The 24,273-nt window shown below is 73.6% G+C and carries 19 protein-coding genes; 13 read left to right on the top strand and 6 right to left on the bottom strand.

Going from position 1 to position 24,273, the window contains the following annotated elements:
• Nucleotides 1-278: 278 nt before the first annotated feature.
• The 3 genes from E1283_RS06970 to E1283_RS06960 are packed head-to-tail and all read right to left on the bottom strand — an operon-like array spanning nucleotide 279 to nucleotide 3,998.
• Nucleotides 279-1,118: a TIGR03619 family F420-dependent LLM class oxidoreductase gene (locus E1283_RS06970; protein ID WP_132817009.1), complete on the bottom strand. Its 840-nt coding sequence runs from the start codon at nucleotides 1,116-1,118 to the stop codon at nucleotides 279-281.
• 43 nt (nucleotides 1,119-1,161) lie between these two features.
• The gene (locus E1283_RS06965) at nucleotides 1,162-1,662 is read right to left on the bottom strand and encodes a roadblock/LC7 domain-containing protein (RefSeq protein WP_132817008.1); all 501 of its coding nucleotides are present in this window, start codon (nucleotides 1,660-1,662) and stop codon (nucleotides 1,162-1,164) included.
• On the bottom strand, nucleotides 1,659-3,998 hold the full coding sequence (locus tag E1283_RS06960; RefSeq protein WP_165956038.1) for a sensor histidine kinase: 2,340 nt from the start codon (nucleotides 3,996-3,998) through the stop codon (nucleotides 1,659-1,661). The genes E1283_RS06965 and E1283_RS06960 overlap by 4 nt, the downstream gene beginning before the upstream one ends.
• A gap of 356 nt (nucleotides 3,999-4,354) precedes the next feature.
• Here E1283_RS06960 and E1283_RS06955 point away from each other — a divergent pair, with 356 nt between their 5' ends.
• The 12 genes from E1283_RS06955 to E1283_RS06900 all read left to right on the top strand — a co-directional run bounded on the left by E1283_RS06955 (nucleotide 4,355) and on the right by E1283_RS06900 (nucleotide 19,360).
• Nucleotides 4,355-5,152, top strand: coding sequence for a protein phosphatase 2C domain-containing protein (locus E1283_RS06955; RefSeq protein ID WP_132817006.1), 798 nt, complete (start codon nucleotides 4,355-4,357; stop codon nucleotides 5,150-5,152).
• 246 nt (nucleotides 5,153-5,398) lie between these two features.
• Complete coding sequence (locus E1283_RS06950) at nucleotides 5,399-6,262, top strand: lysozyme (RefSeq protein ID WP_132817005.1); 864 nt, start codon at nucleotides 5,399-5,401, stop codon at nucleotides 6,260-6,262.
• 46 nt (nucleotides 6,263-6,308) lie between these two features.
• The gene (locus E1283_RS06945) at nucleotides 6,309-7,040 is read left to right on the top strand and encodes a spermidine synthase family protein (protein WP_132817004.1); all 732 of its coding nucleotides are present in this window, start codon (nucleotides 6,309-6,311) and stop codon (nucleotides 7,038-7,040) included.
• A 265-nt stretch (nucleotides 7,041-7,305) separates the two neighbouring features.
• On the top strand, nucleotides 7,306-8,148 hold the full coding sequence (locus E1283_RS06940) for a response regulator transcription factor (protein WP_243744652.1): 843 nt from the start codon (nucleotides 7,306-7,308) through the stop codon (nucleotides 8,146-8,148).
• A gap of 5 nt (nucleotides 8,149-8,153) precedes the next feature.
• Complete coding sequence (locus E1283_RS06935; protein WP_425086140.1) at nucleotides 8,154-9,257, top strand: sensor histidine kinase; 1,104 nt, start codon at nucleotides 8,154-8,156, stop codon at nucleotides 9,255-9,257.
• A gap of 321 nt (nucleotides 9,258-9,578) precedes the next feature.
• Complete coding sequence (locus E1283_RS06930; RefSeq protein WP_132817003.1) at nucleotides 9,579-13,319, top strand: multifunctional oxoglutarate decarboxylase/oxoglutarate dehydrogenase thiamine pyrophosphate-binding subunit/dihydrolipoyllysine-residue succinyltransferase subunit; 3,741 nt, start codon at nucleotides 9,579-9,581, stop codon at nucleotides 13,317-13,319.
• A 204-nt stretch (nucleotides 13,320-13,523) separates the two neighbouring features.
• Complete coding sequence (locus E1283_RS06925) at nucleotides 13,524-14,903, top strand: cation:dicarboxylate symporter family transporter (RefSeq protein ID WP_132817002.1); 1,380 nt, start codon at nucleotides 13,524-13,526, stop codon at nucleotides 14,901-14,903.
• A complete protein-coding gene (locus tag E1283_RS06920; RefSeq protein WP_132817001.1) occupies nucleotides 14,903-15,805 on the top strand; it encodes a LysR family transcriptional regulator in 903 nt (300 codons plus the stop codon). Before E1283_RS06925 ends, E1283_RS06920 begins: the two co-directional genes overlap by 1 nt.
• On the top strand, nucleotides 15,802-17,070 hold the full coding sequence (locus E1283_RS06915; protein ID WP_207930317.1) for an alkaline phosphatase family protein: 1,269 nt from the start codon (nucleotides 15,802-15,804) through the stop codon (nucleotides 17,068-17,070). The genes E1283_RS06920 and E1283_RS06915 overlap by 4 nt, the downstream gene beginning before the upstream one ends.
• A gap of 72 nt (nucleotides 17,071-17,142) precedes the next feature.
• On the top strand, nucleotides 17,143-17,325 hold the full coding sequence (locus tag E1283_RS06910) for a DUF6104 family protein (protein WP_132817000.1): 183 nt from the start codon (nucleotides 17,143-17,145) through the stop codon (nucleotides 17,323-17,325).
• 114 nt (nucleotides 17,326-17,439) lie between these two features.
• Nucleotides 17,440-18,303, top strand: a complete 864-nt coding sequence (locus tag E1283_RS06905) for a DUF4097 family beta strand repeat-containing protein (RefSeq protein WP_165956037.1) — start codon at nucleotides 17,440-17,442, stop codon at nucleotides 18,301-18,303.
• A gap of 1 nt (nucleotide 18,304) precedes the next feature.
• The gene (locus E1283_RS06900; RefSeq protein ID WP_132816998.1) at nucleotides 18,305-19,360 is read left to right on the top strand and encodes a PadR family transcriptional regulator; all 1,056 of its coding nucleotides are present in this window, start codon (nucleotides 18,305-18,307) and stop codon (nucleotides 19,358-19,360) included.
• Nucleotides 19,361-19,380: 20 nt separating this feature from the next.
• Here E1283_RS06900 and E1283_RS06895 read toward each other — a convergent pair whose 3' ends face one another.
• Together E1283_RS06895 and E1283_RS06890 are read right to left on the bottom strand one after the other, a co-directional pair.
• On the bottom strand, nucleotides 19,381-22,092 hold the full coding sequence (locus tag E1283_RS06895) for an ABC transporter substrate-binding protein (protein ID WP_132816997.1): 2,712 nt from the start codon (nucleotides 22,090-22,092) through the stop codon (nucleotides 19,381-19,383).
• Nucleotides 22,093-22,201: 109 nt separating this feature from the next.
• The gene (locus E1283_RS06890; RefSeq protein ID WP_132816996.1) at nucleotides 22,202-23,167 is read right to left on the bottom strand and encodes a zinc-binding dehydrogenase; all 966 of its coding nucleotides are present in this window, start codon (nucleotides 23,165-23,167) and stop codon (nucleotides 22,202-22,204) included.
• 97 nt (nucleotides 23,168-23,264) lie between these two features.
• Here E1283_RS06890 and E1283_RS06885 point away from each other — a divergent pair, with 97 nt between their 5' ends.
• Nucleotides 23,265-23,801 (top strand): GNAT family N-acetyltransferase, encoded by a 537-nt coding sequence (locus tag E1283_RS06885; RefSeq protein WP_165956036.1) that lies wholly within the window; start codon nucleotides 23,265-23,267, stop codon nucleotides 23,799-23,801.
• An 11-nt stretch (nucleotides 23,802-23,812) separates the two neighbouring features.
• Here E1283_RS06885 and E1283_RS06880 read toward each other — a convergent pair whose 3' ends face one another.
• Nucleotides 23,813-24,223 carry a DUF2000 domain-containing protein gene (locus E1283_RS06880; protein WP_132816994.1) on the bottom strand — a complete coding sequence of 137 codons (411 nt, stop codon included), beginning with the start codon at nucleotides 24,221-24,223 and terminating at the stop codon, nucleotides 23,813-23,815.
• Nucleotides 24,224-24,273: the final 50 nt, after the last annotated feature.

The raw sequence follows: 24,273 nt of genomic DNA, 5'->3' as shown, positions 1-24,273 counted from the left end.
GGGCGTCACCCCGTCCCGCGCCAGACCCCGCCTGCCCCGGCGGAGCCGGCGGAGCCGCGGGCGGCAGCGGCCGCGCCCGCGTCGCCGGCCCCGCGACCCACGCACCAGGGCGAGGACGGGGCCTCGCCCAGCCCCGGCAGGGGCGGCCCGCAGAACCCCCCTGGCCACCGGCATCACCCCGTCCCGCGCCAGACCCCGCCTGCCCCGGCGGAGCCGGGCGGTGGCCGGCCGCGACCCGGACGGTCCGCGAAACCCGCGCCCGCGGCCCGGCGGCCCCGCTAGACCCGCGCCGGAGGCGCCAGGTAGGGCGTCAGTGACGGCTCGGCGGCCAGTTGGCGGAGGCGGTCGAGGGCCGAAGGGAGACCGTCGAAGGCGGGGATGAGGGACACCGCGACCTGGTCCGCGCCGGCGGCCTCGTTGGCGGCGAGTTCCTCGACGATCTCGGCGACCGGCTGTCCTTCGCTCCAGTCGGCCCGGTTGGCGACCCGGACCGGCCGGTCGGTCATGGACCGCAGCCGGGCCACGTGGGTCGCGAAGGCGGCCGGGTCGAGGCGGACCGCCTGCCACCAGTCGGCCGTCTCGGCGGCACGCCGCAACGCGGCGTCCGAGACCCCGCCGACCAGCAGCGGCACGGGCCGCTCCGGCACCGGCGCGAAGACGCCGCCGGCGAAGCCGTAGTACGGGTCGTCGAACGGCGCGCCGCCCGCCGTGTGGAGGTGCCGGACGAGCCGGAGCGCCGCCGTGGTGCGGGCGCCCCTGGTGCGGAAGTCCGAGCCGGTGGCGTCGAACTCGTGGCGCTCCCAGCCCGCGCCCACCCCCAGCACGAACCGGCCGTGCGAGAGGCGGGCGAGGCTCGCGGCCTGCTTCGCCACCACGAACGGGTTCCGCAGCGGCAACACCAGCACCGAGGTGCCGAGCGTCAGCCGGCTGGTGACGGCCGCCACCGCCGCGAGGGCGATCAGGGGGTCGTCGACGCCGCCGTAGACCGGGCCGTAGGCGGCCGGCGGCAACAGGTGGTCGGGGAGCCAGACGCCGCCGTAGCCCAACCGCTCGGCCTCGCGGGCGAGAACGGTCAGGCTCTCCGGATCGGCGTCCGGCAGGACCGCGTGCAGTTCCATGGACACGGACCCTAGGCCCTCACACCGGTGTGAGGGTCAACCGTCAGTGCGGCCTGGGCGTCGCCTGCCGCAGCTCGGCCCGCAGCTCCGGGGTGAGCAGGTGGCCGGCCCGGCCGACGAACAGCGCCATGTGGTACGTCACCACGCTCATGTCGGCCTCGGGTTCGGTGAAGACGCCGAGCAGCGAGCCGTCGCTGATGGACATGACCAGCAGGTTGCCCCCGGCCATGGCCACCAGGGTCTGCTTCACCTGGCCGCCCTCCATCAGCGCGGCGGCACCGTTGGTGAGGCTGCCGAGCCCGGAGACGACCGTGGCCAGGTCGGCCGCGGCGCCCAACGGGCCGGTCAGGGACCGACGCCGGCGCCCGGGGCCCGCGTTGGGGTCCTCCGACGGCTCCGAGGACAGCAGGGGCAGGCCGTCGGCCGAGACGACGGCGACCGACACGGCCCCCGGCACCTCCTCCACCAGCCGGGTGAGCATCCAGCGCAGGTCCTGCCCTCCACTGCGGCTGGAGCCGGGCGGGACCTGGATCTGCGAGGTCATGACGGCATCTCCTCTCCGGTCGCTGCGGAGTCGCGGAAGTCTCCCGGGTAGCCGCCGCGGGCCTGGGCCGCGTCCCGGTGGCCGTCACGCGCGCCACGCTGGAAGCCGCCGAGCCGACGGCGCAGTTCCTCGGGGTCGACGGCCGGACGGCCGCCGTTGGGGTCGTCGTAGGGCGAGGTCACGCCCCTGGTGCGCCGCGGCAGGCCGCTGTCCGTGATGGCGTGCGGCGGCGGAGGCTGCGGCTGGAAGCGGGGTGCCGTGTCGGCCGTTCTGGCGTGCTCGGCGTGCTCCGCGGTGCGCACGTGCTCCGCGGTGCGCGGGTCGGGGATGGGCACCGGGCCGGTGCCGGCCGGTTCGCGGACGGGCAGCGGGCTCCGCGCGGGGGCGGCCTGCTGGTGCGCCTCGCCGTGGGTCGGGTAGGGCTCGGTGCCCTCCTCGACCAGGACGGCGGGCACCGCGACTTCGGCAACCGTGCCGCCGGTCGGCCGGTGCCGCAGCCAGCAGCGCAGCCCGTGCCGCGCGGCCAGCCTGGCGACCGTGTAGAGGCCCATGCCGATGCCACCGTCGGGCCCGGGGGCCGAACCGGCGCCGGGCGGCGGGGTCACCGGGTCGGCGATCCTGGCGTTGAGCTCGGCCAGCCGCTCCTGCGTCAGGCCCTGGCCCTCGTCCTCGACGGTCATCAGCAGCTCGCCGTCCGCCCAGCGGCCGGTGAGCCTGACCCGGGCGCCGGCCGGCGAGTAGGCGGTGGCGTTGTCGAGCAGTTCGGCGAGCAGGTGGCTGAGGTCGCGGGCGACGAAGCCGGTGATCCACACCGGGGGCGGCGCGGGGGCCGTCTCCACCAGCTCGTACCGCTCTATCTCGCTGACGGCGGCGCGGGCCACGTCGATCAGCGGCATGGGCTCGCCGAGCTGGCGTGGCGGCTCGGCGCCGGCGAGGAGCAGCAGGTTCTCGCCGTGCCGGCGCATCCGGGCGGCCAGGTGGTCGACGGTGAAGAGCACCGCGAGCCGGTCCGGGTCGGTCTCCTGGGACTCCAGGCCCTCGATGACGGCCAGTTGCTCGCCGGTGAGGATCAGCAGGCGCTGGGCGTGGTGCGCGAACATGCCGTGCACCGCGCCGTGCAGGGCGGCGAGGCGGGCGTGCAGCTCGTTCTGCTCGGTGAGGAGCCGGTCGCGCTCGGCGCGCAGCCCCCCGGTGTCCTGGGCGATCTCGGCGGCCTGCTTGGCGGCCTCGGTGGCGTGCTGGTGCAGGCTGAGGGCGCGGGCGTGCAGCGCGTTGACGGAGGCGACGACCTCGGCGAACTCGTCGTTGCGCCCCGAGTACCTGACGGGCTCCTGCCCGGTCGGGTCGGCGGCGACGCGGCCGGTGCCGATCCGGACGGCGGCCAGCGGTCGGGTCAGCGAGCGCGCGGTCTGGATGCTCACGCCGATGGCGAGGCCGAGCGCGACGAGGGCGATGACGGCGGTGAGCTGGAGGTTCATCAGCTCGGCGTCGCGCAGCGTCCTGATCCGGTCGGTTTGCTCGCCCGCGAGGGTGGTCAGCACGCCGCGCTGGAGCCGGGTGCGTTCGAGCAGCGAGGCCTGGACGGCGCTCTCGTCGAGGGCGTGGTCCTCGGGCGAGAGGACGGGCTCGTCGGTGAGGACGAGCAGCAGCCCGGCGGCGGCCTCGCCCTCGCCACCGGTGAGGGCGTGCTCGTAGTCGCCGACGGCCGAGGTGCCCGCGGTGGCGTCGAAGTCGGCCAGGGCGGCGTCCTCGCGGACCCGCTGCCGCTGGGCCAGGCTGGTCGGCTCCCGCTGCTCGCCGGGACCGGTGAGCGCCGCGAGCAGCAGCCCCCGGGTGGCGGAGGAGGCGTCGACGGCGCGGGCCAGGTAGGGGAGGGCCTCGGCGGACGGCTCGCGGGCGTCGTCCGGCGTGTCGAGGACGGTGGTCCGCAGGAAGCCGTCGAGCGCCTCGACGATGACGGTGTACGCGTCGAACGTGCCGGCGGCGGTCGCCTCGTCGGAGTGGGCGAACTCGCGGGCGGCCGGCAGGCCGGCGAGCGCGGCCCGCGCGGGCTGGTCGAGGCTGCCGCCGAGCGCGGCGGCGGCCGTGTCGACGTGGGCCAGCTCCTCCTCGCCGCGGGCCGCCGCCGGGTTGCCGGCGGCGACGGCGGCGACCAGGGCGTCGCGCTCGTCGGCGACGAGGTGGGAGAGGACGACGGCGTCCTCGGCGACCCGGGAGCGCTCGTGGAGCAGCCGGGCCGAGTCGTAGTCCTCCATCGTGCCGAGCACGGCGGGGGCGGCGGCGCCGAGCACCGCGACGCCGGTGAGGAGCACGCCGAACACCAGCCGCGTCCGCACTCTCGCCCGCCTGCGCGCCGCCCGGGTCCGAGAACCTGACGGAGCGGAAGGGGACGGGTCGGCGGGGTCGTGCAGTGTCGTCTTCCGCACCTGTGCTCGCATTCTCGTCACTGAGGCACCGAACGTTGCCAGCGCCGACACGGCAGGAGAGCGGTGTCGCCCGACCGGCCACCCGAAGGAGTGAACCTCACCGGGGAGTTGGCGGACAAGCTGATGTCAGAACCCGGCCTGCCGGCAAGCCGGATTCGACTGGAATTCCGCCGCGACTCCTGGCAAGATCCACTGTCCGCGCGTCAACTACCCACTGTTATCCACACAATCGCTGACATATCCCACCCTACGGCAGACTGGTCGCCATGCGCATCCAGTCGGCCACCGAGCCAGGCACCCCGGGTCTGCCCAACGAGGACCACGCGGCGGCGGCAACGCCCGCCTCGGGTGAGGGCGGGGCGTTGGTGTTGCTCGACGGGGTCACGGCCCCACCGGAACCGGTCGGGTGCCGGCACAGCGTCGCATGGTTCTCCGCGCGGCTCGGCGGGGCCCTGCTGGAACTGCTGGTCAGCCGGCCGGAGATGACGCCCGCGTCCTGCCTGGCCGAGGCCGTCGGCCGGACGGCGGACGCGCACCGCGACACGTGTGACCTTTCTCACCAGCGCACCCCGCAGGCCACCGTGGTCTGCGCCCGCTGGGGCGCCGAGACCGTCGAGTACCTGGTGCTTTCCGATTCCGTGCTGCTGGTCGAGGGCCGGGACGGCGCGGTTCATCCGGTACTTGACACGCGGCTCGACGATCTCCGGCCGGCCGCCCGCCGGTTGCCGCGCGAGGAGCGGGCGGCGTTCGTCGAGAGCCGGCGGAACACGCCGGGCGGTTTCTTCACCGCGGCCGCCGACCCGGCGGTGGCCGCGCTGGCGGTCGCCGGCACCCGGCCGCGGTCCGAGGTGCGCTCGTTGGTGGCGCTCAGCGACGGACTCGGCCGCTGGGTGGACACGTTCGGGTTCGGCGGCTGGCCCGACCTGTTCGCGCTGCTGATCGCCGACGGCCCGCAGGCCGCCATCGACGAGGTGCGGGCGGCGGAGGCGGCCGACCCGGAGGGCGCGAAGCACCCGCGGGGCAAGACCCATGACGACGCGTCGGTGGTGCTCGCGGAGCTCTGAGCCGCCGCCCGACGGGGCGTCGGGCGGCGCGCTCCGCGCGTAGATCCGACTTTCAGGCGTGAAAGTTGTGGGCGGCCCAACCGCCGGGGCACACCCGTTCGCGATCGCCACCGGGGTAGACCAACGGCGGCCGGGGCTCCCTCTTCCACCTCACCAGGCACGCGCACTACCTTCACGATTGACGTGATCACACCATGTGTGCGCGACGAGCAGGCTCATCCCCCCACCGGCTCGAAAGGCCCGACCATGTTTGGTTCCGGTAAGGCACGACCGCGCCCCGGCGTCCGCCGGCGCGGCATCCCCGCCCTGATCGGCACGGTCTTCGCCACCCTGGCGCTGCTGATCGCCACCCCGAACGCCGCGACCGCGGCCGACCGCGGCGCCGACGACGCCCCCGCGTTCGGCTCGGCCTCCCTGGGTTCCGAGATCCGCCGCCACGAGGGCGGCGACCGCGTCACCGCGGACTCGATCGTCACGCCGCTCGCCACCGTCGAGGGCGTCGACGTCTCCAGTCACCAGGGCAACGTCGCCTGGAGCACCCTCTGGAACGCCGGCAACCGCTTCGCCTACGTGAAGGCGACCGAGGGGACCTCGTACCGCAACCCCTACTTCGCGCAGCAGTACAACGGCTCGTACAACGTGGGCATGATCCGCGGCTCCTACCACTTCGCGCTGCCCAACAACTCCAGCGGCGCCGCCCAGGCCAACTACTTCGTCGACAACGGCGGCGGCTGGTCCGGGGACGGCAGGACGCTGCCCGGCGTGGTCGACATGGAGTACAACCCCTACGGCGCCACCTGCTACGGGCTGAGCCAGTCCGCGATGGTCAGCTGGATCCGGGACTTCGCCAACACCTACCGGGCCCGCACCGGCCGCGACGCGGTCATCTACACCTCCACCAGCTGGTGGACGACCTGCACCGGCAACTCCAGCGCCTTCGGCGCCACCAACCCGCTGTGGGTCGCCCGCTACGCCTCCTCGGCCGGCACCCTGCCGGCCGGCTGGGGCTTCTACACCTTCTGGCAGTACACCTCGACGGGACCGACCGTGGGCGACCACAACGTGTTCAACGGGGCCATGGACCGGCTCCAGGCGCTCGCCAACGGCTGATCCGCCCTGACCCGGGCCCGCGGAGGCCGTGCGCGATGATGGGCGCATGGCCTCCGCTCCGTTCCCCGACTCCGCCGCACCGGCCCTGGACGACGGTCCCGTCGTCCTCGCCCGCGGCGAGGGGCCGTACGGCGAGGTGGTGTTGCGCCGCCACGGCGCGCTGCTCCAGATCATCGCCAACGGCTGCTTCCTGATGGACACCTCGGACGGTCGCTCCGAACGCCTCCTCGTCACCGAGGCGTTCGCGGCGCTGGCCGACCACCCGTCGGCCGCGCCGCCCGACGTGCTGATCGGCGGCCTCGGCGTCGGCTTCTCGCTGGCCGCCGCGGCGGCCGAGCCGGGCTGGGGCGGGATCACGGTGCTGGAGCGGGAGTCCGCCGTCATCGACTGGCACCGGGCGGGCCCGCTCGGCGAGTTGACCGCCGCGGCCCTGGCCGACCCCAGGGTGCGCCTGGTCCACGGCGACCTGCTCGCCCACCTCCACGAGGTCGAAGCCGGATACGACGCGCTCTGCCTGGACGTGGACAACGGCCCCGACTGGACGGTGACCGAGGACAACGAGGGCCTCTACTCCCCCGCCGGCCTCGCGGCCTGCCGCGCCGCGCTGCGCCCCGGCGGGGTCCTGGTGGTCTGGTCGGCGCGGGGCTCCGAGCGTTTTGTGAAGAATCTGCGGAAGGCCGGTTTCACCGGCGTTGGCACCAGAGAAGTGCCCGTTGCCCGAGGCGTTCCCGACGTGCTGTTTCTCGCCAGCCATCATCTCGCCAGCCAGTCCGCGTAGCCGGGGCCTTCCAATCCGCTCTACGCTGCTGCCCAGTGCCACCAGCACCTTCACAGGCTCTGTGCAATCAGCACAGCCACGGACCGCCCCTAGCGTGGTCCACCACACGACTTCGAAACACACCGCGAAGAACGCACCTCAGAACGCACCTCAGTACACAGCGAAGCACTCAGCAAAGCACTCAGCAAAGAGCACGGCCAGCCGACTGGCACCCACGATCCCGGGGGCGGGATAGATGAATCAGACGGACACCAGGACTCAGCCGATGGACCACACCCATCAGGAGAAGACACACAAGCTCAACGGCCTGGGCGGCCACGCCGCCGAACCGGAGCGCGCCGGACACCACAGCGCCACCGCGACCACGCCCGGCGCCCAGCGTCGCGTACTGGTGGTCGAGGACGACCCGACGATCGTCGAGGCGATCGCCGCCAGACTCCGCGCCGAGGGCTTCCTCGTGCAGACCGCGGCGGACGGCCCGGCGGCCGTGGAGACCGCTGCCGCCTGGCACCCCGACCTCCTCATCCTCGACGTGATGCTGCCCGGCTTCGACGGCCTCGAGGTCTGCCGTCGCGTCCAGGCCCAGCGCCCGGTGCCGGTGCTGATGCTCACCGCGAGAGACGACGAGACCGACATGCTGGTCGGCCTCGGCGTCGGAGCCGACGACTACATGACCAAGCCGTTCTCGATGCGCGAGCTGGTCGCGAGATCGCACGTGCTGCTGCGCCGCATCGAGCGGGCCGCCGTCGCCGCCACCACACCGAGGCCCGGCAGCGTGCGCCTCGGCGACCTGGAGATCGACCGCACCCAGCGGCGGGTCCGCGCGGCCGGCAAGGACATCCACCTCACGCCGACCGAGTTCGACCTGCTGATGTGCCTGGCCCGCTCGCCGCGCGCGGTCCTCACCCGCGAGCAGCTGCTGGCCGAGGTCTGGGACTGGGCCGACGCCTCCGGCACCCGCACGGTGGACAGCCACGTCAAGGCGCTGCGCCGGAAGATCGGCGCCGAGCGGATCCGCACGGTGCACGGTGTCGGCTACGCACTGGAGACGCCGCCCGGCTTCGCGGGCGAACCGGCGGCCAGGGGCCAGGGCGGGTCCGAGCTCTGAGCCCCGTGTCCGTCCTGTCCGACCTGGTCAGGCGTCCGGTCTGGCGTCGGGTCTGGCCAGCCGTGTGGCGGCTGCTGCGGCCGATCGACCCGATGCGCTCCGTGAAGGCTGCGCTCGGCTGGCTGGTGACGATCTCGGTCACCATCACGACCCTGATAATCCTGGTGGCCTACCGCTCGGACGTGGGGCTCCAGCTGATCGCCGTCTTCGCGATCATCGCCTCGCTGCTCGTCACCCAGTTCGTCGCGCACAGCCTGGCGACGCCGGTGCTGGAGATGACGTCCGCGTCGCGGGCCATGGCGCGCGGCGAGTACGGCCGGCGGGTGGCCGTCAGCCGGCGGGACGAGCTGGGCGACCTGGCCCACGCCTTCAACCGGATGGCCGCCGACCTGCAGGCCGCGGACCGGCACCGCAAGGAGCTGGTCGCCAACGTCTCCCACGAGCTGCGCACCCCCATCGCGGGGCTGCGCGCCGTGCTGGAGAACGTGGTGGACGGCGTCTCCGAGGCGGATCCGCGGACCATGGCCACCGCGCTGCGGCAGACGGAACGCCTCGGGCGCCTGGTGGAGCAGCTGCTCGACCTGTCGCGGCTGGAGAACGGCGTGGTGCCGCTGCAGGCCGGGTTCTTCCAGGTGGAGCCGTATCTCTCGGCGGTGCTCGGCGACGCCTCGGTGGCACAGAAGCGCGGCAACGGCCGCACCGACGTGCGGCTGCGGCTCGACGTCACTCCGGTGGCCCTGCGGGCCTACGCGGATCGCGAGCGGCTCGACCAGGTGGTCACCAACCTGGTCGACAACGCCGTGAAGCACAGCCCGCACGGCGGGCAGGTCACGGTGGTGGCCCGCCCAGGGCAGCTGCCGGGCGGCCTGGTCATCGAGGTGCTCGACGAGGGCCCCGGCATCCCGCCCGAGCAGCGCGAGCTGGTCTTCGAGCGCTTCGGCCGGGGCACCATCGACGGGGTCACCCCGCGTGACGGCGGCACCGGGCTCGGGCTCGCCATCGCCCGCTGGGCGGTGGACCTGCACGGCGGGACCATCGCCGTGGCCGAATCGAGACGCGGTTGTCGCATTCGGCTCACCATTCCAGGTAACGCGAAGGCAAACAGTTGACGTAAGGTCGGTCTAGTTGCCCCAGCCGGCTGCTCCGGCGCTGGCGGCTGCCCGCGTTGTCCGGGCGCCGCGCGCCGGCATCGACGCAGCTCGGGCAGGGGTCCGGCCGACCGCCGCGTCGTCGCGGTCAGGCATTGCCTTCGCGTTGCCTTCTTGAGCCGAACTTGGTGCCGTTCCCGGGGATTCAGCCCCTGAAACCCCCTTCGGAATGTGGCGTAGGCCACGTCTGAGCTGCCAGGACTGCGCTGATCGGCCCCGGGGGCGTAGCCTTGTTTTCCGCTGTCCAATCACCTTGCGAAGCGGAAGAGGGCGGTTGCCGCCGTGTCGCCACAGTCTCCGAACACCCCCAGCGTCGACACCGACCAAGCAGCAGAGAAGAACCCTGCCGCTGGTTTCGGTGCAAACGAATGGCTCGTCGACGAGATCTACCAGCAGTACCTCCAGGACCCGAACTCCGTCGACCGTGCCTGGTGGGACTTTTTCGCCGACTACAAGCCGGGCACTGACGGTGCGGCGCCGGCCACGGCCGCCAGGTCCGCCGTGAGCGGGCCCGCGCCCGCCGCCGCCGCGCCGGTCACGCCGGCGCCCGCGGCCCCGCGGGCCGCGGCTCCCGCGCCGGCGCCCGTTGCTGCCGCGAAGCCCGCCGCGCCGGCCAGGCCGGCGGCCGCGCCCGCCGCGGCCAAGGTCGCGGCGCCGGCCGCCGAGCCGGCCGCCGGTCCCGAGTTCGTCACGCTGCGCGGCCCCGCGGCCGCCGTGGCGAAGAACATGAACGCCTCCCGGGAGTTGCCGACCGCCACGTCGGTCCGCGCGGTCCCGGTGAAGCTGCTGTTCGACAACCGGATCGTCATCAACAACCACCTGAAGCGCGCCCGCGGCGGCAAGGTCTCCTTCACGCACCTCATCGGCTACGCGATGGTGCAGGCGCTCAAGGCGATGCCGTCGATGAACCACTCGTACACCGAGAGGGACGGCAAGCCGACGCTGGTCAAGCCCGAGCACGTCAGCCTCGGCCTGGCCATCGACCTGGTGAACAAGAACGGCGACCGGCAGCTGGTGGTCGCCGGCATCAAGAAGGCCGAGACGCTCAGCTTCTTCGAGTTCTGGCAGGCGTACGAGGACATCGTCCGCCGGGCCCGCACCGGCAAGTTGACGATGGAGGACTTCTCCGGCGTCACCGCCTCGCTCACCAACCCGGGCGGCATCGGCACCGTGCACTCGGTGCCCCGTCTGATGCCCGGCCAGGGCGTGATCCTCGGCGTCGGCGCCATGGAGTACCCGGCCGAGTTCCAGGGCACCTCGCAGGAGACCCTGAACCGGCTCGGCATCTCCAAGGTGATGACGCTGACCAGCACCTACGACCACCGGGTCATCCAGGGTGCCGCGTCCGGCGAGTTCCTCCGCGTGATCAGCCAACTGCTGCTCGGCGAGCACGGGTTCTACGACGCCATCTTCGAGGCGCTGCGGATCCCCTACGAGCCGATCCGCTGGCACGTGGACATCGACGTCAACCACGACGACGAGGTCACCAAGGCCGCCCGGGTCTTCGACCTGATCCACTCCTACCGGGTCCGCGGTCACCTGATGGCCGACACCGACCCGCTGGAGTACAAGCAGCGCAAGCACCCCGACCTGGACATCACCGAGCACGGGCTCACCCTGTGGGACCTGGAGCGGGAGTTCGCGGTCGGCGGCTTCGCCGGCAAGTCGATGCTCAAGCTGCGCGACATCCTCGGCGTGCTGCGCGACTCGTACTGCCGCACCACCGGCATCGAGTACATGCACATCCAGGATCCCAAGGAGCGCAAGTGGATCCAGGACCGGGTGGAGCGCCCGCACACCGCGCCCGAGCGCGAGGAGCAGCTGCGGATCCTGCGCCGGCTCAACGCCTCCGAGGCGTTCGAGACGTTCCTGCAGACCAAGTACGTCGGCCAGAAGCGGTTCTCGCTCGAGGGCGGTGAGACCGTCATCCCGCTGCTCGACTCGGTGCTCGACGAGGCCGCGGCCGACAAGCTGGACGAGGCCGTCATCGGCATGGCGCACCGCGGCCGGCTCAACGTGCTGGCCAACGTCGTCGGCAAGTCCTACGCCCAGATCTTCCGGGAGTTCGAGGGCAACCTGGACCCGAAGTCGATGCACGGCTCGGGCGACGTGAAGTACCACCTGGGCACCGAGGGCACGTTCACCGGCCTGTCAGGCGAGCAGATCAAGGTCTCGCTGACCGCCAACCCCTCGCACCTGGAGGCCGTCGACCCGATCGTCGAGGGTGTGGCGCGCGCCAAGCAGGACGTGATCGGGCGCGGCGGCAAGGACTTCACGGTGCTGCCGATCCTGATCCACGGCGACGCGGCGTTCGCCGGCCAGGGCGTCGTCGCCGAGACGCTCAACATGTCGCAGCTGCGCGGTTACCGCACCGGCGGCACGGTGCACGTCATCATCAACAACCAGGTGGGCTACACCGCGACGGCCGCCGCCGCCCGTTCCTCCACATACTGCACGGACGTGGCGCGGATGATCGAGGCGCCGATCTTCCACGTCAACGGCGACGACCCGGAGGCCGTGTGCCGGGTGGCCAGGCTGGCCTTCGAGTACCGGCAGGCGTTCAACAAGGACGTCGTCATCGACCTGGTCTGCTACCGGCGCCGCGGGCACAACGAGACGGACAACCCGTCGTTCACCCAGCCGCTGATGTACGACCTGATCGACAAGAAGCGCTCGGTGCGCAAGCTCTACACCGAGTCGCTGATCGGCCGCGGGGACATCACGCTTGAGGAGGCCGAGCAGGCCCTCCAGGACTTCCAGGACCAGCTGGAGAAGGTCTTCAAGGAGGTCAGGGAGGCCACCGTGACCCCGGCCCCGGCCGAGGTCCCGACGCCGAAGCCGGAGTTCCCGGTGGCGGTGGCCACCGGCGTCAGCGCGGAGGTCGTCAAGCGGGTCGCCGAGTCCCAGGTCAACATCCCCGACCACATCACCGTGCACCCGCGGCTGCTGCCGCAGCTCCAGCGGCGCGCGGCGATGGTCGAGGAGGGCACGATCGACTGGGCGATGGGCGAGCTGCTGGCCATCGGCTCGCTGCTGATGGAGGGCACCCCGGTCCGGATGGCCGGCCAGGACACCCGGCGCGGCACCTTCGGCCAGCGGCACGCGGTGCTGATCGACCGGAAGACCGGCGAGGACTACACCCCGCTGCTCTACCTGACCGAGGACCAGGCCCGGTTCAACATCTACGACTCGCTGCTCAGCGAGTACGCGGCGATGGGCTTCGAGTACGCCTACTCGCTGGCCAGGCCCGAGGCGCTGGTGATGTGGGAGGCGCAGTTCGGCGACTTCGCCAACGGCGCGGCCACCGTGATCGACGAGTTCATCTCGTCGGCCGAGCAGAAGTGGGGCCAGACCTCGGGCGTCACGCTGCTGCTGCCGCACGGCTACGAGGGCCAGGGCCCGGACCACTCCTCGGCCCGGATCGAGCGGTTCCTCCAGCTCTGCGCGCAGAACAACATGACGGTGGCGCTGCCGACCACCCCGGCGAACTACTTCCACCTGCTGCGGTGGCAGGTGCACAACCCGCACCACAAGCCGCTGGTCGTGTTCACCCCGAAGTGGATGCTGCGCCTGAAGGCCGCCGCCTCGACCGCCGAGGAGTTCACCAGTGGCGGCTTCCAGCCGGTGATCGGGGACACCACGGTCGACCCGGCCGGGGTGCGGCGCGTGGTGCTCTGCTCCGGCAAGGTGTACTACGAGCTGGCCGCCGAGCGGGAGAAGCTCGGCCGGCAGGACGTGGCGCTGGTGCGCATCGAGCGGCTCTACCCGCTGCCGGCCGCGGAGGTCCAGGCGGAGCTCGCCAAGTACCAGGGCGCCGACGTGGTGTGGGCGCAGGAGGAGCCGGCCAACCAGGGCGGCTGGCCGTTCATCGCCCTCAACCTGGTCGAGAACGTCGAGAACGTCGAGCGGGCCGGCGGGCTGCGGCGGGTGTCGCGCCCGGCGTCGTCCTCGCCCGCGGTGGGTTCGGCCAAGCGGCACCAGGCCGAGCAGCAGGCGCTGTTCGACGAGGTGTTCGACATCTGACGCCTTCCGGGGCTCGCCGGTCCGGCCCGTCACCCGCCGGGTGACGGGCCGGACCCGTTCCCGGGTCATGGCATCCGTCTATCGGCCTCATCCACCGGTCACCGGCTCTTCACCCCGGCGACCCCGCCGCTTCGCTCCCTTCATCCGGTTCCGCCCGACATCGGGCGTTCAGTGGCACTCGCTGAACGCGCGAAGGAGGAACCGATGGCACCGAAGGCCGAGGAACCACGGACGGGGCGCACCCCCTGGTACAGGCGGCTCTTCGCCTGGGTGTGGCTGGGCATGGCGGCCGGCGCCCTGGTGGGCTGGGCGAGCCCGGACGCCGGGCGGGCCCTGGAACCGCTGGGCGACGGCTTCGTCGGCCTGATGACGATGGCCCTGGCGCCCATCGTGTTCTGCATGGTGGTCTCGGGCATCACCTCGGTCGGCTCGTTCCGGCGGACCGGGCGGATCGCCGGGAAGGCGCTGCTCTACTTCGAGCTGACGACCACCACCGCGCTGCTCTTCGGGCTGCTCGCGGTCAACCTGCTGCGGCCGGGGGACCGGATGCACGCGGACGCCGACGCGCTGCGGCTCAGCGACGAGGTCGCGTCGCGGATCGAACCGGCCCAGGACCTGGCGTGGCACGAGCGGCTGCTGCACGCGGTTCCCACCAACGTCGTCGACTCCTTCGCCCGGGGCGAGGTGCTCCAGGTGCTGGTGTTCGCGGTGCTCTTCGGCGTCGCGCTCACGGCGCTCGGCGAGCGGGGCCGGGGGGTCGCGGAGGGCGTGGAGCGGCTCGGCGAGGCGCTGTTCGGCGTGGTGCGGATCGTGATGTACGCGGCGCCGCTCGGCGCCTTCGGCGCGATGGCCTACACGGTGGGCGCCTTCGGTACCGCCACGCTCCACGCGCTCGGCTGGTTGATCGGCGTCTTCTACGTCACCTCGGCGGTGTTCGTGGTGGTGGTGCTCGGCGGGGTGGTCGCGCTGGTCGTCGGGCTCAACCCCTGGCACGTGCTGCGGCACTTCAGGGAGGAGACGCTGACGGCGCTGGGCGCCTCGTCGTCGGACGTGGCGGTGCCCGGCGTGATCCGCCGGCTCCGGACGCTGGGCGTGCCCCGGGCCGAGGCCGGGGTGACGGTCGGCGCCGGCTACTCCTTCAACCTGGACGGCACCTGCGTCTATCTGACGCTCTCCGCGATGTTCCTGGCGCAGGCGCTGGGCCTCGACCTGTCGTTCGGCGAGCAGGTGGGTCTGGTGGTCGTGATGCTGCTGACGTCCAAGGGCACGGCGGGGGTGACGGGCGGCGGGTTCGTGATGCTGGCGTCGTCGCTGTCGTCGTCCGGGGTGATCCCGGTGGCGGCCGTGATGATCGTGTTCGGCGTGGACCGCTTCATGTCGGAGTGCCGGGCGGTGGTGAACGTGCTCGGCAACGCGGTGGCCGGCCTGGTGGTGTCCCGCTGGGAGGGCACCCTGGACCGGGAGCGGGCGGCGGCGGTGCTGCGCGGCGAGGCGGCCCCGGTGGACACGGCCGCGCTCGACGCGGCGGGGGACGGGGCCGCGGCCGAGGACCGGGTGCCGGTCACGCTGGGGAAGCCCGGCTGATGGCGCTCAACCTGCAACGCCTCGAAGTGCTGGTGACGGTGGCCGAGGCCGGCAGCTTCTCGGCGGCCGCCCGGCTGCTCTTCCTGAGCCAGCCCTCCGTCTCGCACCACGTCAGGCAGCTGGAGCAGGAGGTCGGGCAACCGCTGCTCGAACGGGCGGTGGGCCAGGTGCGCCCCACCCCGGCGGGCGCGGCGCTGCTCCGGCACGCCAGGCCGCTGCTGAGGCTGGCCGAGCAGGCGCTCGCCGAGACCCGGCACGCGGCCGGCGTCCCGACCGGCACCCTGACCGTCGGCGCCTCCACCACGGCGGCGGCCAACGTGCTGCCGGCGCTGCTCGCCAGGTACGGGACACGGCATCCCGGGGTCGACCACCGGCTGGTGGTCCGCAACGCGACGGAGATCGAACGGCTGCTGGTCGAGGGCGAGTTGGGTCTCGCGCTGCTGGCCGGCCCACGTCGGCAGAACGCCGCCCTGGCGACGGAGGAGGTGCTGACGGACGAGATGGTCCTGCTGGCGCCCGCCGGGCATCCGCTGGCCGGCGTCCGGGTGGCGCCGCGGCACCTGCGGGGCAGCCGGTTCCTCCTGCGGGAACGCGGCTCGGCGACCCGGACGCTGCAGGACGCGGCGCTGGACCGCTGGCAGGTGCCCGGGGCCACCACCTCGACCATCGACGACACGCACGCGATCCTCCAGGCCGTGGCCTGCGGTCTCGGCCTCGCGGTGCTGTCCTGGCTGGTCGCCGCCGACCCGGTCACGGCCGGCCGGCTGGTCGCGCTGGACGTCGATCCGGCGCCGGGCGAACGGCAGATCGTCATCGCCCATCACGTCAACCACGTCCTGACGCCCGCCGAGGCACTGCTCCTCGACCTGGCGCGGGAACGGAAGAAAGCAGGAGAAGCATGAACCCCGCAACCGCCACCGCCGCCACGACCGTGCGGGTCAACGGCCGGGAGTACCGGGTGCCGCGGCGGCCCACGCTGGTGCTGACGGTGGACGGCGGCGCCCCCGCGTACCTGGACGACGCGCTGGCCAGGGGGCTGATGCCACGACTGGCCGAGATCCTGGCGGCGGGCGGCGCCTACCGGCGCGGTCTCGCCGAGATGCCGAGCCTGACCAACCCGAACAACCTGTCCATCGTGACCGGCGCGCCGCCGGCGGTGCACGGCGTCCCCGGCAACTACTGCCGGCTGCCCGACGGTTCCGAGCTGCTGCTCAACGACCCGGGGCTGCTGCGGGCGCCGAGCATCCACGCGGTGCTGCGGGAGGCCGGGGTGCCGGTGCTGATGGTCACGGCCAAGGACAAGTTGCGCCGGCTGCTGGGCAACGGCGGGGTGCCGAGCGTGAGCGTGGAACGGGCGGCGGGCGCGGCCCTGCCGGAGTTCGGGGTCGCGGACGTCGAGCGGCTGGTCGGCGAGCCGGCACCCGGCGTCTACGACCCGGAGGCCAGCGCCTACGCGATGCGGATCGGCCTGGCCGTGCACCGGCGCGCCGGCGCCGCGGCGCCCCGGCTGCTGTACGTGTCGCTGACCGACCGCGTGCAGCACGCGGCGGCGCCCGGCGATCCGCTGGCCGACCGGTTCCACGCCGGCGTCGACCGGCTGCTCGGCGAGTACCGGGAGGCGGGGTTCCTGATCGGGATCACCGCCGACCACGGCATGAGCGCCAAGCACGGCCCGGACGGCGCGCCCGAGGTGGTGTACCTGGCCGATCTGCTGGACGCGGCGGGCGTGGTGGGGCACCACGTGGTGCTGCCGATCACCGACCCCTACGTGCGACACCACGGCGCGCTCGGCTCGTTCGCGTGGCTGCACGTGCCGGCCGACCAGCGGGCGTTGGTCCGCCGGACGTTGGCCGGGGTGCCGGGCGTCGAGGAGGTGTACGAGCGGGCGGAGTCGGCGCTGGTGTACGGGCACCCGGTGGACCGGATCGGCGACCTGTCGGTGGCGGCGGCGGCCGGCACGGCGCTGGGCGGCCGGCGGGGCGAGCACGACCTGTCGGGGTTGCACGGGGCGCTGCGGTCGCACGGCGGCCGGCACGAGCAGGTGGTGCCGCTGATCGTCAGCGAGCCGGTGACCGGGCCGGTGGCGGACGCCTTCCACGCCGGGCTGCTGCACAGTCGCGACCTGCACGCGCTGCTGCTCAACGGGACGGGCCAGGAGGTGGCCTGAGCGGCCCGGCCTATCCTGGGCTCTCCCTTCCGTTCCCTTCCGTTCGAACCGGAACCCGCAGGCAGGAGCGACGTGTACTTCACCGACCGAGGCATCGAGGAGCTGGCGCGGCGGCGCGGCGAGGAGGAGGTCAGCCTGGGGTGGTTGGCCGACCAGCTGCGGCTCTTCGTCGACCTGAACCCGGACTTCGAGGTGCCGGTGGAGCGGCTCGCGACCTGGCTGGCGCGGCTCGACGACGAGGAGGACGAGGACTGAGAGGTCGAGGGGCGAGGGGCGAGGGGCGAGGGGATCGCGACACTCGCTCTCGACTTTCCCCGGCACGCGATATATCGTGTTCTCCACGGACGCGATATAACGCGGGGAGGGCCCATGCCACGCAGTTCCGAGTGGTCCATCAGCGAGGACCGCACCCTCGGCTTCGACGCGCCGCGCGTCGAGGAGCTCCAGGTGCGCCTCGTCAGCGGCCTGGTCAACGTGGTGGGCACCGACGAGCCCACCACCCGGGTCGAGATCACCGAGGTCAAGGGCCCGCCACTGATCGTGCGCCAGGAGGGCGGCACGCTGTCCGTGGCCTACGACGACCTGCCCTGGAAGGGCTTTCTCAAGTGGCTCGACCGCAAGGGCTGGCACCGTAGCGCGGTCGTCTCCGTCTCGGTCCCGGCCGACGTCCGGCTCACCGTGGGCCTGGTCGGTGCCTCGGCGGTGGTGAGCCGGATCGCGGGCCGCACGGACGTCCGGGGGGTCAGCGGGGACACCACGCTGGTGGGCCTGTCGGGCGATGTGCACGCCGAGACGGTGTCCGGCGCCCTGGAGGCGCAGGGCGTCAGCGGCCGGCTGCGGTTCAGCTCGGTGTCCGGGGGGCTCACGGTGATCGACCACCGCTCCCCCCGGCTCTCGGCGGACTCGGTCAGCGGGGACATGGTGGTCGACCTGGCACCCTCGGCGCTCCCCCTCGACCTGCGGCTCAACACGGTGTCGGGCGAGGTCGCGGTCCGGCTGCCCGAGGAGGTGAGCGCCGGGGTGTCGGCGAGCACCGCGAGCGGCGCCGTCTCCTCCGCCTTCGCCGAGCTGTCGGCGGTGGGCGGCTGGGGCGCGCGGCAGTTGACGGGCACTCTGGGCTCCGGCGCGGGCAGCGTGTCCTGCACCAGCGTCTCCGGCTCGCTCGCCCTGCTGCGCAGACCGCCGGCCGAGCGCGACTCGCCACCCGCCGCCTCGCTGCGTAAGGACGCCTGACATGCCCCCGGTCTTCGGCCACGGCCGCCTCCGGCTCTACCTGCTGAAGCTGCTGGGCGAGGCGCCCCGGCACGGGTACGAGGTGATCCGGCTGCTCGAGGAGCGCTTCCAGGGCCTCTACGCGCCCTCCGCCGGCACGGTCTACCCGCGGCTGGCCAAGCTGGAGGCCGAGGGTCTCGTCACCCACTCCGAGGAGGGCGGCCGCAAGGTGTACTCGCTCACCAGGTCCGGGCAGCGGGAGTTGGCCGACCGCGAGGCCGAACTGACCGATCTGGAGCGGGAGATCAGGGACTCCCTCGCAGCGCTCGCGGCGGACATCAGGGAGGACGTCAGCGGCTCGGCGCGCGATCTGCGGCAGGAGGTCAGGGAGGCCGCGGCGGCGGCCCGCGGAAGCACCAGGACCGGTTCCGGGCCCACCGCCGGCCCGCACGGGGCCGGCCCGCAGCACGGCGCCGGCCACCCGCGCGCGGACCGGGCTGACCGGGCTGACCGGGCGGACTGGAAGGCCGAGGCCCGCCGGGCCAAGGAGGAGAGCCGGCGTGCCCGGCAGGAGGCCCGGCAGGCCAGGGAGGCGGGCGAGCGGGCCGGGCGGCAGGCGGGCGAGGAGAGCCGGGCGCAGTTCGAGCAGGCCGCGCGCCGGATCCACGACCGGGTGCAGTCCCGGGCCGACGCCGGCGACTGGTCGGGCGCGGTGCGCGAGGGTCTCGAGGAGCTGAGCCACGAGCTCGGCGGCTGGGGCCGGTTCGTCGAGCACCCGAGCAACCCCTGGGTCTGGGGTGCCGGGGGCCACCCGGGCGCCCCGCAGGGGCCGGCCGAGCCGACCGGCCCTGCCGAGGCGGCCGACACGGCCGAGGCGAGCGAGACGACCGAGGCGGCCGAGCCGCCGGTGGCCGATCCCGAGCGCGAGTTGGAGCGGCTCCTCGACCGGTTCCGGGACGACGTGCGGGACGCGGCGCGCGACCACGGGGTCTCGCAGCAGGCGCTGCGGCGGGCCCGCCGCGAGCTGTCCACCGCCGCGGCACACCTGGTCGCCGTGATCCACCTGACCGGGGACTGAGCGCCCCCGCCGCCGGGCGGTCAGGGGCAGGGGTGGTTCCCCTCGCCCCAGGTGGTCCTGACGTCCTCCCCCGTGACGGCGCCGCAGACCAGCTCGGCCTCCGGCGCCCGCCCCGCGGCCACGCCCAGGATGATCACCAGCTTGTCCTCCGTCTCGCGCCGCCCGCCGTCGGCGCCGCTGGGGTCGAGCCGGCCGGTGGCGCCGTCGAAGCCGTCCGGGCCGAGCCCCTGGTAGAGCACGCCCTGCACCAGGTCACGGTCGAGGCGGTCGTTGACGCGCCCGGTGGTCTCCCACGCCTGGTCGACCGCCGCGCCGAAGTAGCGCAGCGCGTCCCACGCCAGGGCCGGGCGCGGGTCGAGCCCGACGGCCCGGCTCACGTCGGCCGCGTCCGTCCCGCCGTAGGCGCCCTCGTAGGCGTCGGCGAACGCCTGCCCCTCCGGGCTCTCCCACAGCAGCGGGCCGCCGCCGTCCAGCACGTAGTAGAGGTCGAGCCCGGGGAAGACGTTCCACGGCTCCTCCTCGGTGATCCGCACGTTGGAGATCTCGTCGCCGCCCAGCACGCTGACCCGCGGGCAGCCCTCGGTGCGCCGCCTCAGCTCCTCCAGGAAGAGCGGGAGTTCGCTGCCGCGCGCCGCCCAGACCAGGGCCGTGCGCGGCTCGGTGGCCAGCCGGCCGCACACCTCGCCGGCCAGCCGCTCCAGGCTGGGCACCGACTCGCCTGGCAGCGCCCCCTCGTCCCGGGGCAGGTCGTTGGACGGCGTGTAGAGCAGGGTCTCCAGCGGCCTCGGGTAGCTCTCCTGGAAGGAGCGGGCCAGGCCGCTGCTGTAGGCGTCCCGCGCGTCGGCCACCACCACGGCCCGCTCGGCCGCCACCCGTCCGCCGTCCGCCGTCGTGATCAGCGCGGCGTCCCCGGCGAACGCGGCCATGGCCGCCGCCGCCCGGCTGTTGGTCGGCGCGTTCTGGTAGTAGTGCGTGCCGTGGTCGAGCAGTTCGTCCGCGGTGCCGGCGATGCCGACCACCGGCAGCCCGGCCCGGCTCAACACCTCGAGCGCCTCGTAGACCGTGTCCCGGCTCTGCGCCATCCCGACCACGCCGACGACCGACGGGTCGTCGGCGGCGAGGTCGACGACGTGCCTGGCCACCTGCACCGCGTCCCGGAACCGGTCGCCGGCGTCGGCGGCGACCACCCGCAGCGGCACCCGCTCCCGGGAGCCGATCGCCAGCGCGTTGGAGCGCTCCTGCGCCAGCGCGACCCCCCGCAGCTGGGCCAGGGTGCCGCCGCGCACCGGGTCCTCGGCGTCGTCGCCACCGCTGAGCGGCCCGATGTAGAACACGGTGCGCGGCATCGGCAGCCCGTCCTCCGGCCGCCACTCCGCGGTCGCGGCCTCCACCGCCGCGTTCTGCCGCTCGATCCGCCCCAGTACCTCCCGCACGTCCGGATCGCTGACCACCGGGCTGCCGAGCGTCGGGCCCTGCGGCCCGACGCACGAGCCGTCCGAGCCGCGGAAGGTGCCGCCCGCGCAGCCGTCGTCCCCGGGCAGCGGGACGAACGGCAGCAGGCCGGCGAGCAGCGCCACCGTCGTGAGCTCGACGGCGAGTTCGGCCCGCGGCCCGAGCCGGTGGGGCCTGACCCGCAGCCTTCGCCGGCGGCGCAGCTGGTAGGCGGCCCGGGGATCGTCCGGCGTCTCGTCGTCCGGCACGGTGACCACGAGCCCGGTCACCGAGGCGACGAGCCGGAAGTCGGTGAGGCCGTCCGCGAGCCAGTCGCCCGCCGCGTCGAAGCCGGTCTTCTCCTCGTCGGGGATCAGGCTGGCCAGCCCGTCCACCCCGGCCGCCACCACCAACAGCGAGGTGGCGCCCCGGTCCTTGGCCTCGTTGCGCAGCTCCCTGATGAAGCGCTGCACCCGCGAGTGCTCGTCGCCCGCCCGGTCGAAGAGCAGCACGAAGCGGTGCGCCCGGCGGCGCCGCCAGGGCCGCGGGAAGCCGCCGCGCACCGCCCGCTCCAGGTCGGTCATCATCGCCTGCACCAGCACCCGGTCCAGGTCCTCCAGCCGCTCGGGCCGCGACGCCGGCGGGACGAGGTCGCTCAGGTGGTCGAAGAACGACGCCGGCCCGCGCTGCCGGTCGGCCCAGGCGGTGAACCAGGAGAGCCGGCGCTTGGCCCGGGTCACGAAGAGCATCCGCGGCAGGCCCTGGAAGGCCCAGCCGACCAGGAAGTTCCAGACGGCGGCGGCGATGCCGCCGTCACCCCTGATCCCGTCGCCGCGCTCCTCGCCCGCCACGTTCCACAGGGCGTGGGCCAGCGTGGACTCCTCGCGGTGCCTGGCGTAGAGGTGGTCGCGCAGCCCGCGCCATGGCCCCGACCTGACGTGTTCCGGCGCCGCCGCGACCGTCTTCAGCAGCCAGAGCCCCGGCAGCCGCAGCCGGCCGCCGTCGCAGGCCCGGGTGGTACGCCTGAGCTGGTCGCCGATCTCGTCGAAGAGGTCGGGCGCCTCGGGGCCACCCGAGGCGTCCGCGACGTAGGCGTGCGGGGTGAGCGGGCCGTGCTCGCCGTTCAGCCAGCCGCGCAGCCCGGCGGCGATGTGCCGGTCCGCGGGGCCGGCGAGCAGCACCACGGGCAGCCAGCTGCGCCGCCGCCTCGGCTGCCTGATCAGCTGCTCCAGCGCGTCGACGAACTCGCCCATCCCCCGGTACGCGGGTAACTCCCGCGTGCCCCCGTCAAGATCGGTCATGGCAGCCTCCCCCGCGCCGGCCCCGCGCCGGCCCCGCGCCGTCGCAGGACACGACGCGAGGTCGCGGACGGAAGTTCCCGATTGCCGGGATTCGACGCTGTCCGCCGGGTCAGACGGTGAGCACGATCTTGCCGAACTGCTCACCGGCCGCCATCCGGGCGAAGCCCTCACCCGCCCTCTCCAGCGGCAACACCGTGTCGATCACCGGCCGGACGCCCTTGGCCGCGCAGAACGAGGCGAGCGCGGCCAGTTCGTCCCGGCCGCCCATGGTGCTGCCGACCACCCGGAGTTCGAGGAAGAAGATCCGGTTGAGCTCGGCGGACGTCGGCGCCTGGCCCGAGGTGGCGCCCGAGATCACCAGCGTGCCGCCCGGACGCAACGACTTCACGGAGTGCGACCAGGTGGCGGCACCCACGGTCTCCAGCACCGCGTCCACCCGCCTGGGCAGCCGGGCACCGGCCTCGAACGCCGCCTCGGCGCCCAGGGCCACCGCCCGCTCCCGCTTGGCGGCGTCCCGGCTGGTCACCAGCATCCGCAGCCCGGCCGCGGCGCCGAGCACGATCGCCGCGGTGGCCACCCCGCCACCGGCGCCCTGCACCAGCACGGTGTCCCCCGGACGCACCCCGGCGTTGGTGAACAGCATCCGGTAGGCCGTCAGCCAGGCGGTGGGCAGGCAGGCCGCCTCCTCGAAGGAGAGTTCGGCCGGCTTGGGCAGCACGTTCCACCGCGGCACCGTGACGCGCTCGGCGAACGTGCCCTGGTACTTCTCGCTCAGCAGCGAACGGCGTTCGGTCGGACCGACGCCGTGGCCGGTGGCACCGATCACCGAGTGGACCAGGACCTCGTTGCCGTCCTCGTCGACGCCGGCCGCGTCGCAGCCCAGGGTCATCGGCAGGGCCTCGGCGCCGAGCCCGACGCCGCGCAGCGACCACAGGTCGTGGTGGTTGAGCGACGCGGCGCGGACGTGCACGACGGTCCAGTCGGGGCCCGGTGCCTCGGGCTCCGGCCGGTCACCGAGTTCCAGTGCGTTCAGCGGGTGGTCGCGGTCGAAACGTGCGGCATATGCGGCGAACATGGCGCCCACGCTAGTACCGCCCCGCCGCTCCGTTCCAGAACCGGCGCTGGAGTGGGACGATGGAGAGTTCACTGCGAAGAGTTCACGGGGAGCTGTCATGAGCACGGTTTTCATGCGGCGGTTGAGCAGGTGGCAGGCGGAGTCCGAGCGGGAGAACCTCGGCGACCTCTACCTGGCGGCCTGCCAGGAGGCGCCGGACCTCTTCCCGCTGGGGCGGGAGGAGTTCATCCGCCAGCTGGTCGACGAGGACGGCGGCGAGCCCGAGTTCGACATGATGGTCGCCAGCGATCCGTCGCTGGTCGGCTGCGTCTACGGCTACCGCGCCGACCGGGGCAGCCCGTGGTGGGAGGCGTTCGACGGGGTGCCGTCGGAGATCTCCGAACTCACCGCGGCCCGCCAGGTGTTCGTCATCACGACACTGCTGGTCGCGCCGCACCGCCGGCGCCAACAGGTCGCCACCAAACTGCAACGCCAACTGCTCGCACGCAGCAGGGCCGGCCTGTACCTCACCCTCATCGACCCGGGCAACAGCCCGGCGCGGGCCGCCTTCCAGTCCTGGGGCTGGACCAAGGCCGGCCAACTCACGCCGACCGACGGCTCACACCCGCGGGAGGCCTGGACCAGTACCGGCTGACCGGCCGCCGGTCAGCCGTGCAGCGGCAGCCCCTTGGTGGTGCGGTCCACGGCGTTGCGCGGGCCGTAGAGCGCCAACCCGACCAGGTTCAGCTTCTCGGCCGGCACGGCCCGCACCGCCGCCCGGTTGTCGACGTCGTTGTCGCTGACGAACATCTCCTCGGTGTACACGGCCGTCGCCAGCCCCCGCGCGAACCCCTTGTCACGCGCCCTGCGCAACCCCTCCGCCTCGGCGGCGTACACCAGCACCGGCTCCCGCAACAACGGCAGATAGCCGTTGTCGGACGCGTCCAGGTACGGGGCCCCCATCACCTCGGCGGTCGCGTGTGCGACCCCACTCGCGAGGAACGCGGTCACGTTGAGCTTCTGCCACACGGCGAGATCGTGGCGGACGACGATGGCGATCTTGGTCTCGAAACGCATGCGGCGATTCTGGGGGCGGCGGGGGTGGGGTTTCTTGAACGCCCGTGCGG

The organism is Streptomyces hainanensis, from assembly GCF_004348415.1.
Classification (GTDB): Bacteria; Actinomycetota; Actinomycetes; order Streptomycetales; family Streptomycetaceae; genus Streptomyces; species Streptomyces hainanensis.
Note: the sequence above shows the minus strand (reverse complement) of the source record. Positions and strands in the feature narration are given on the sequence as shown.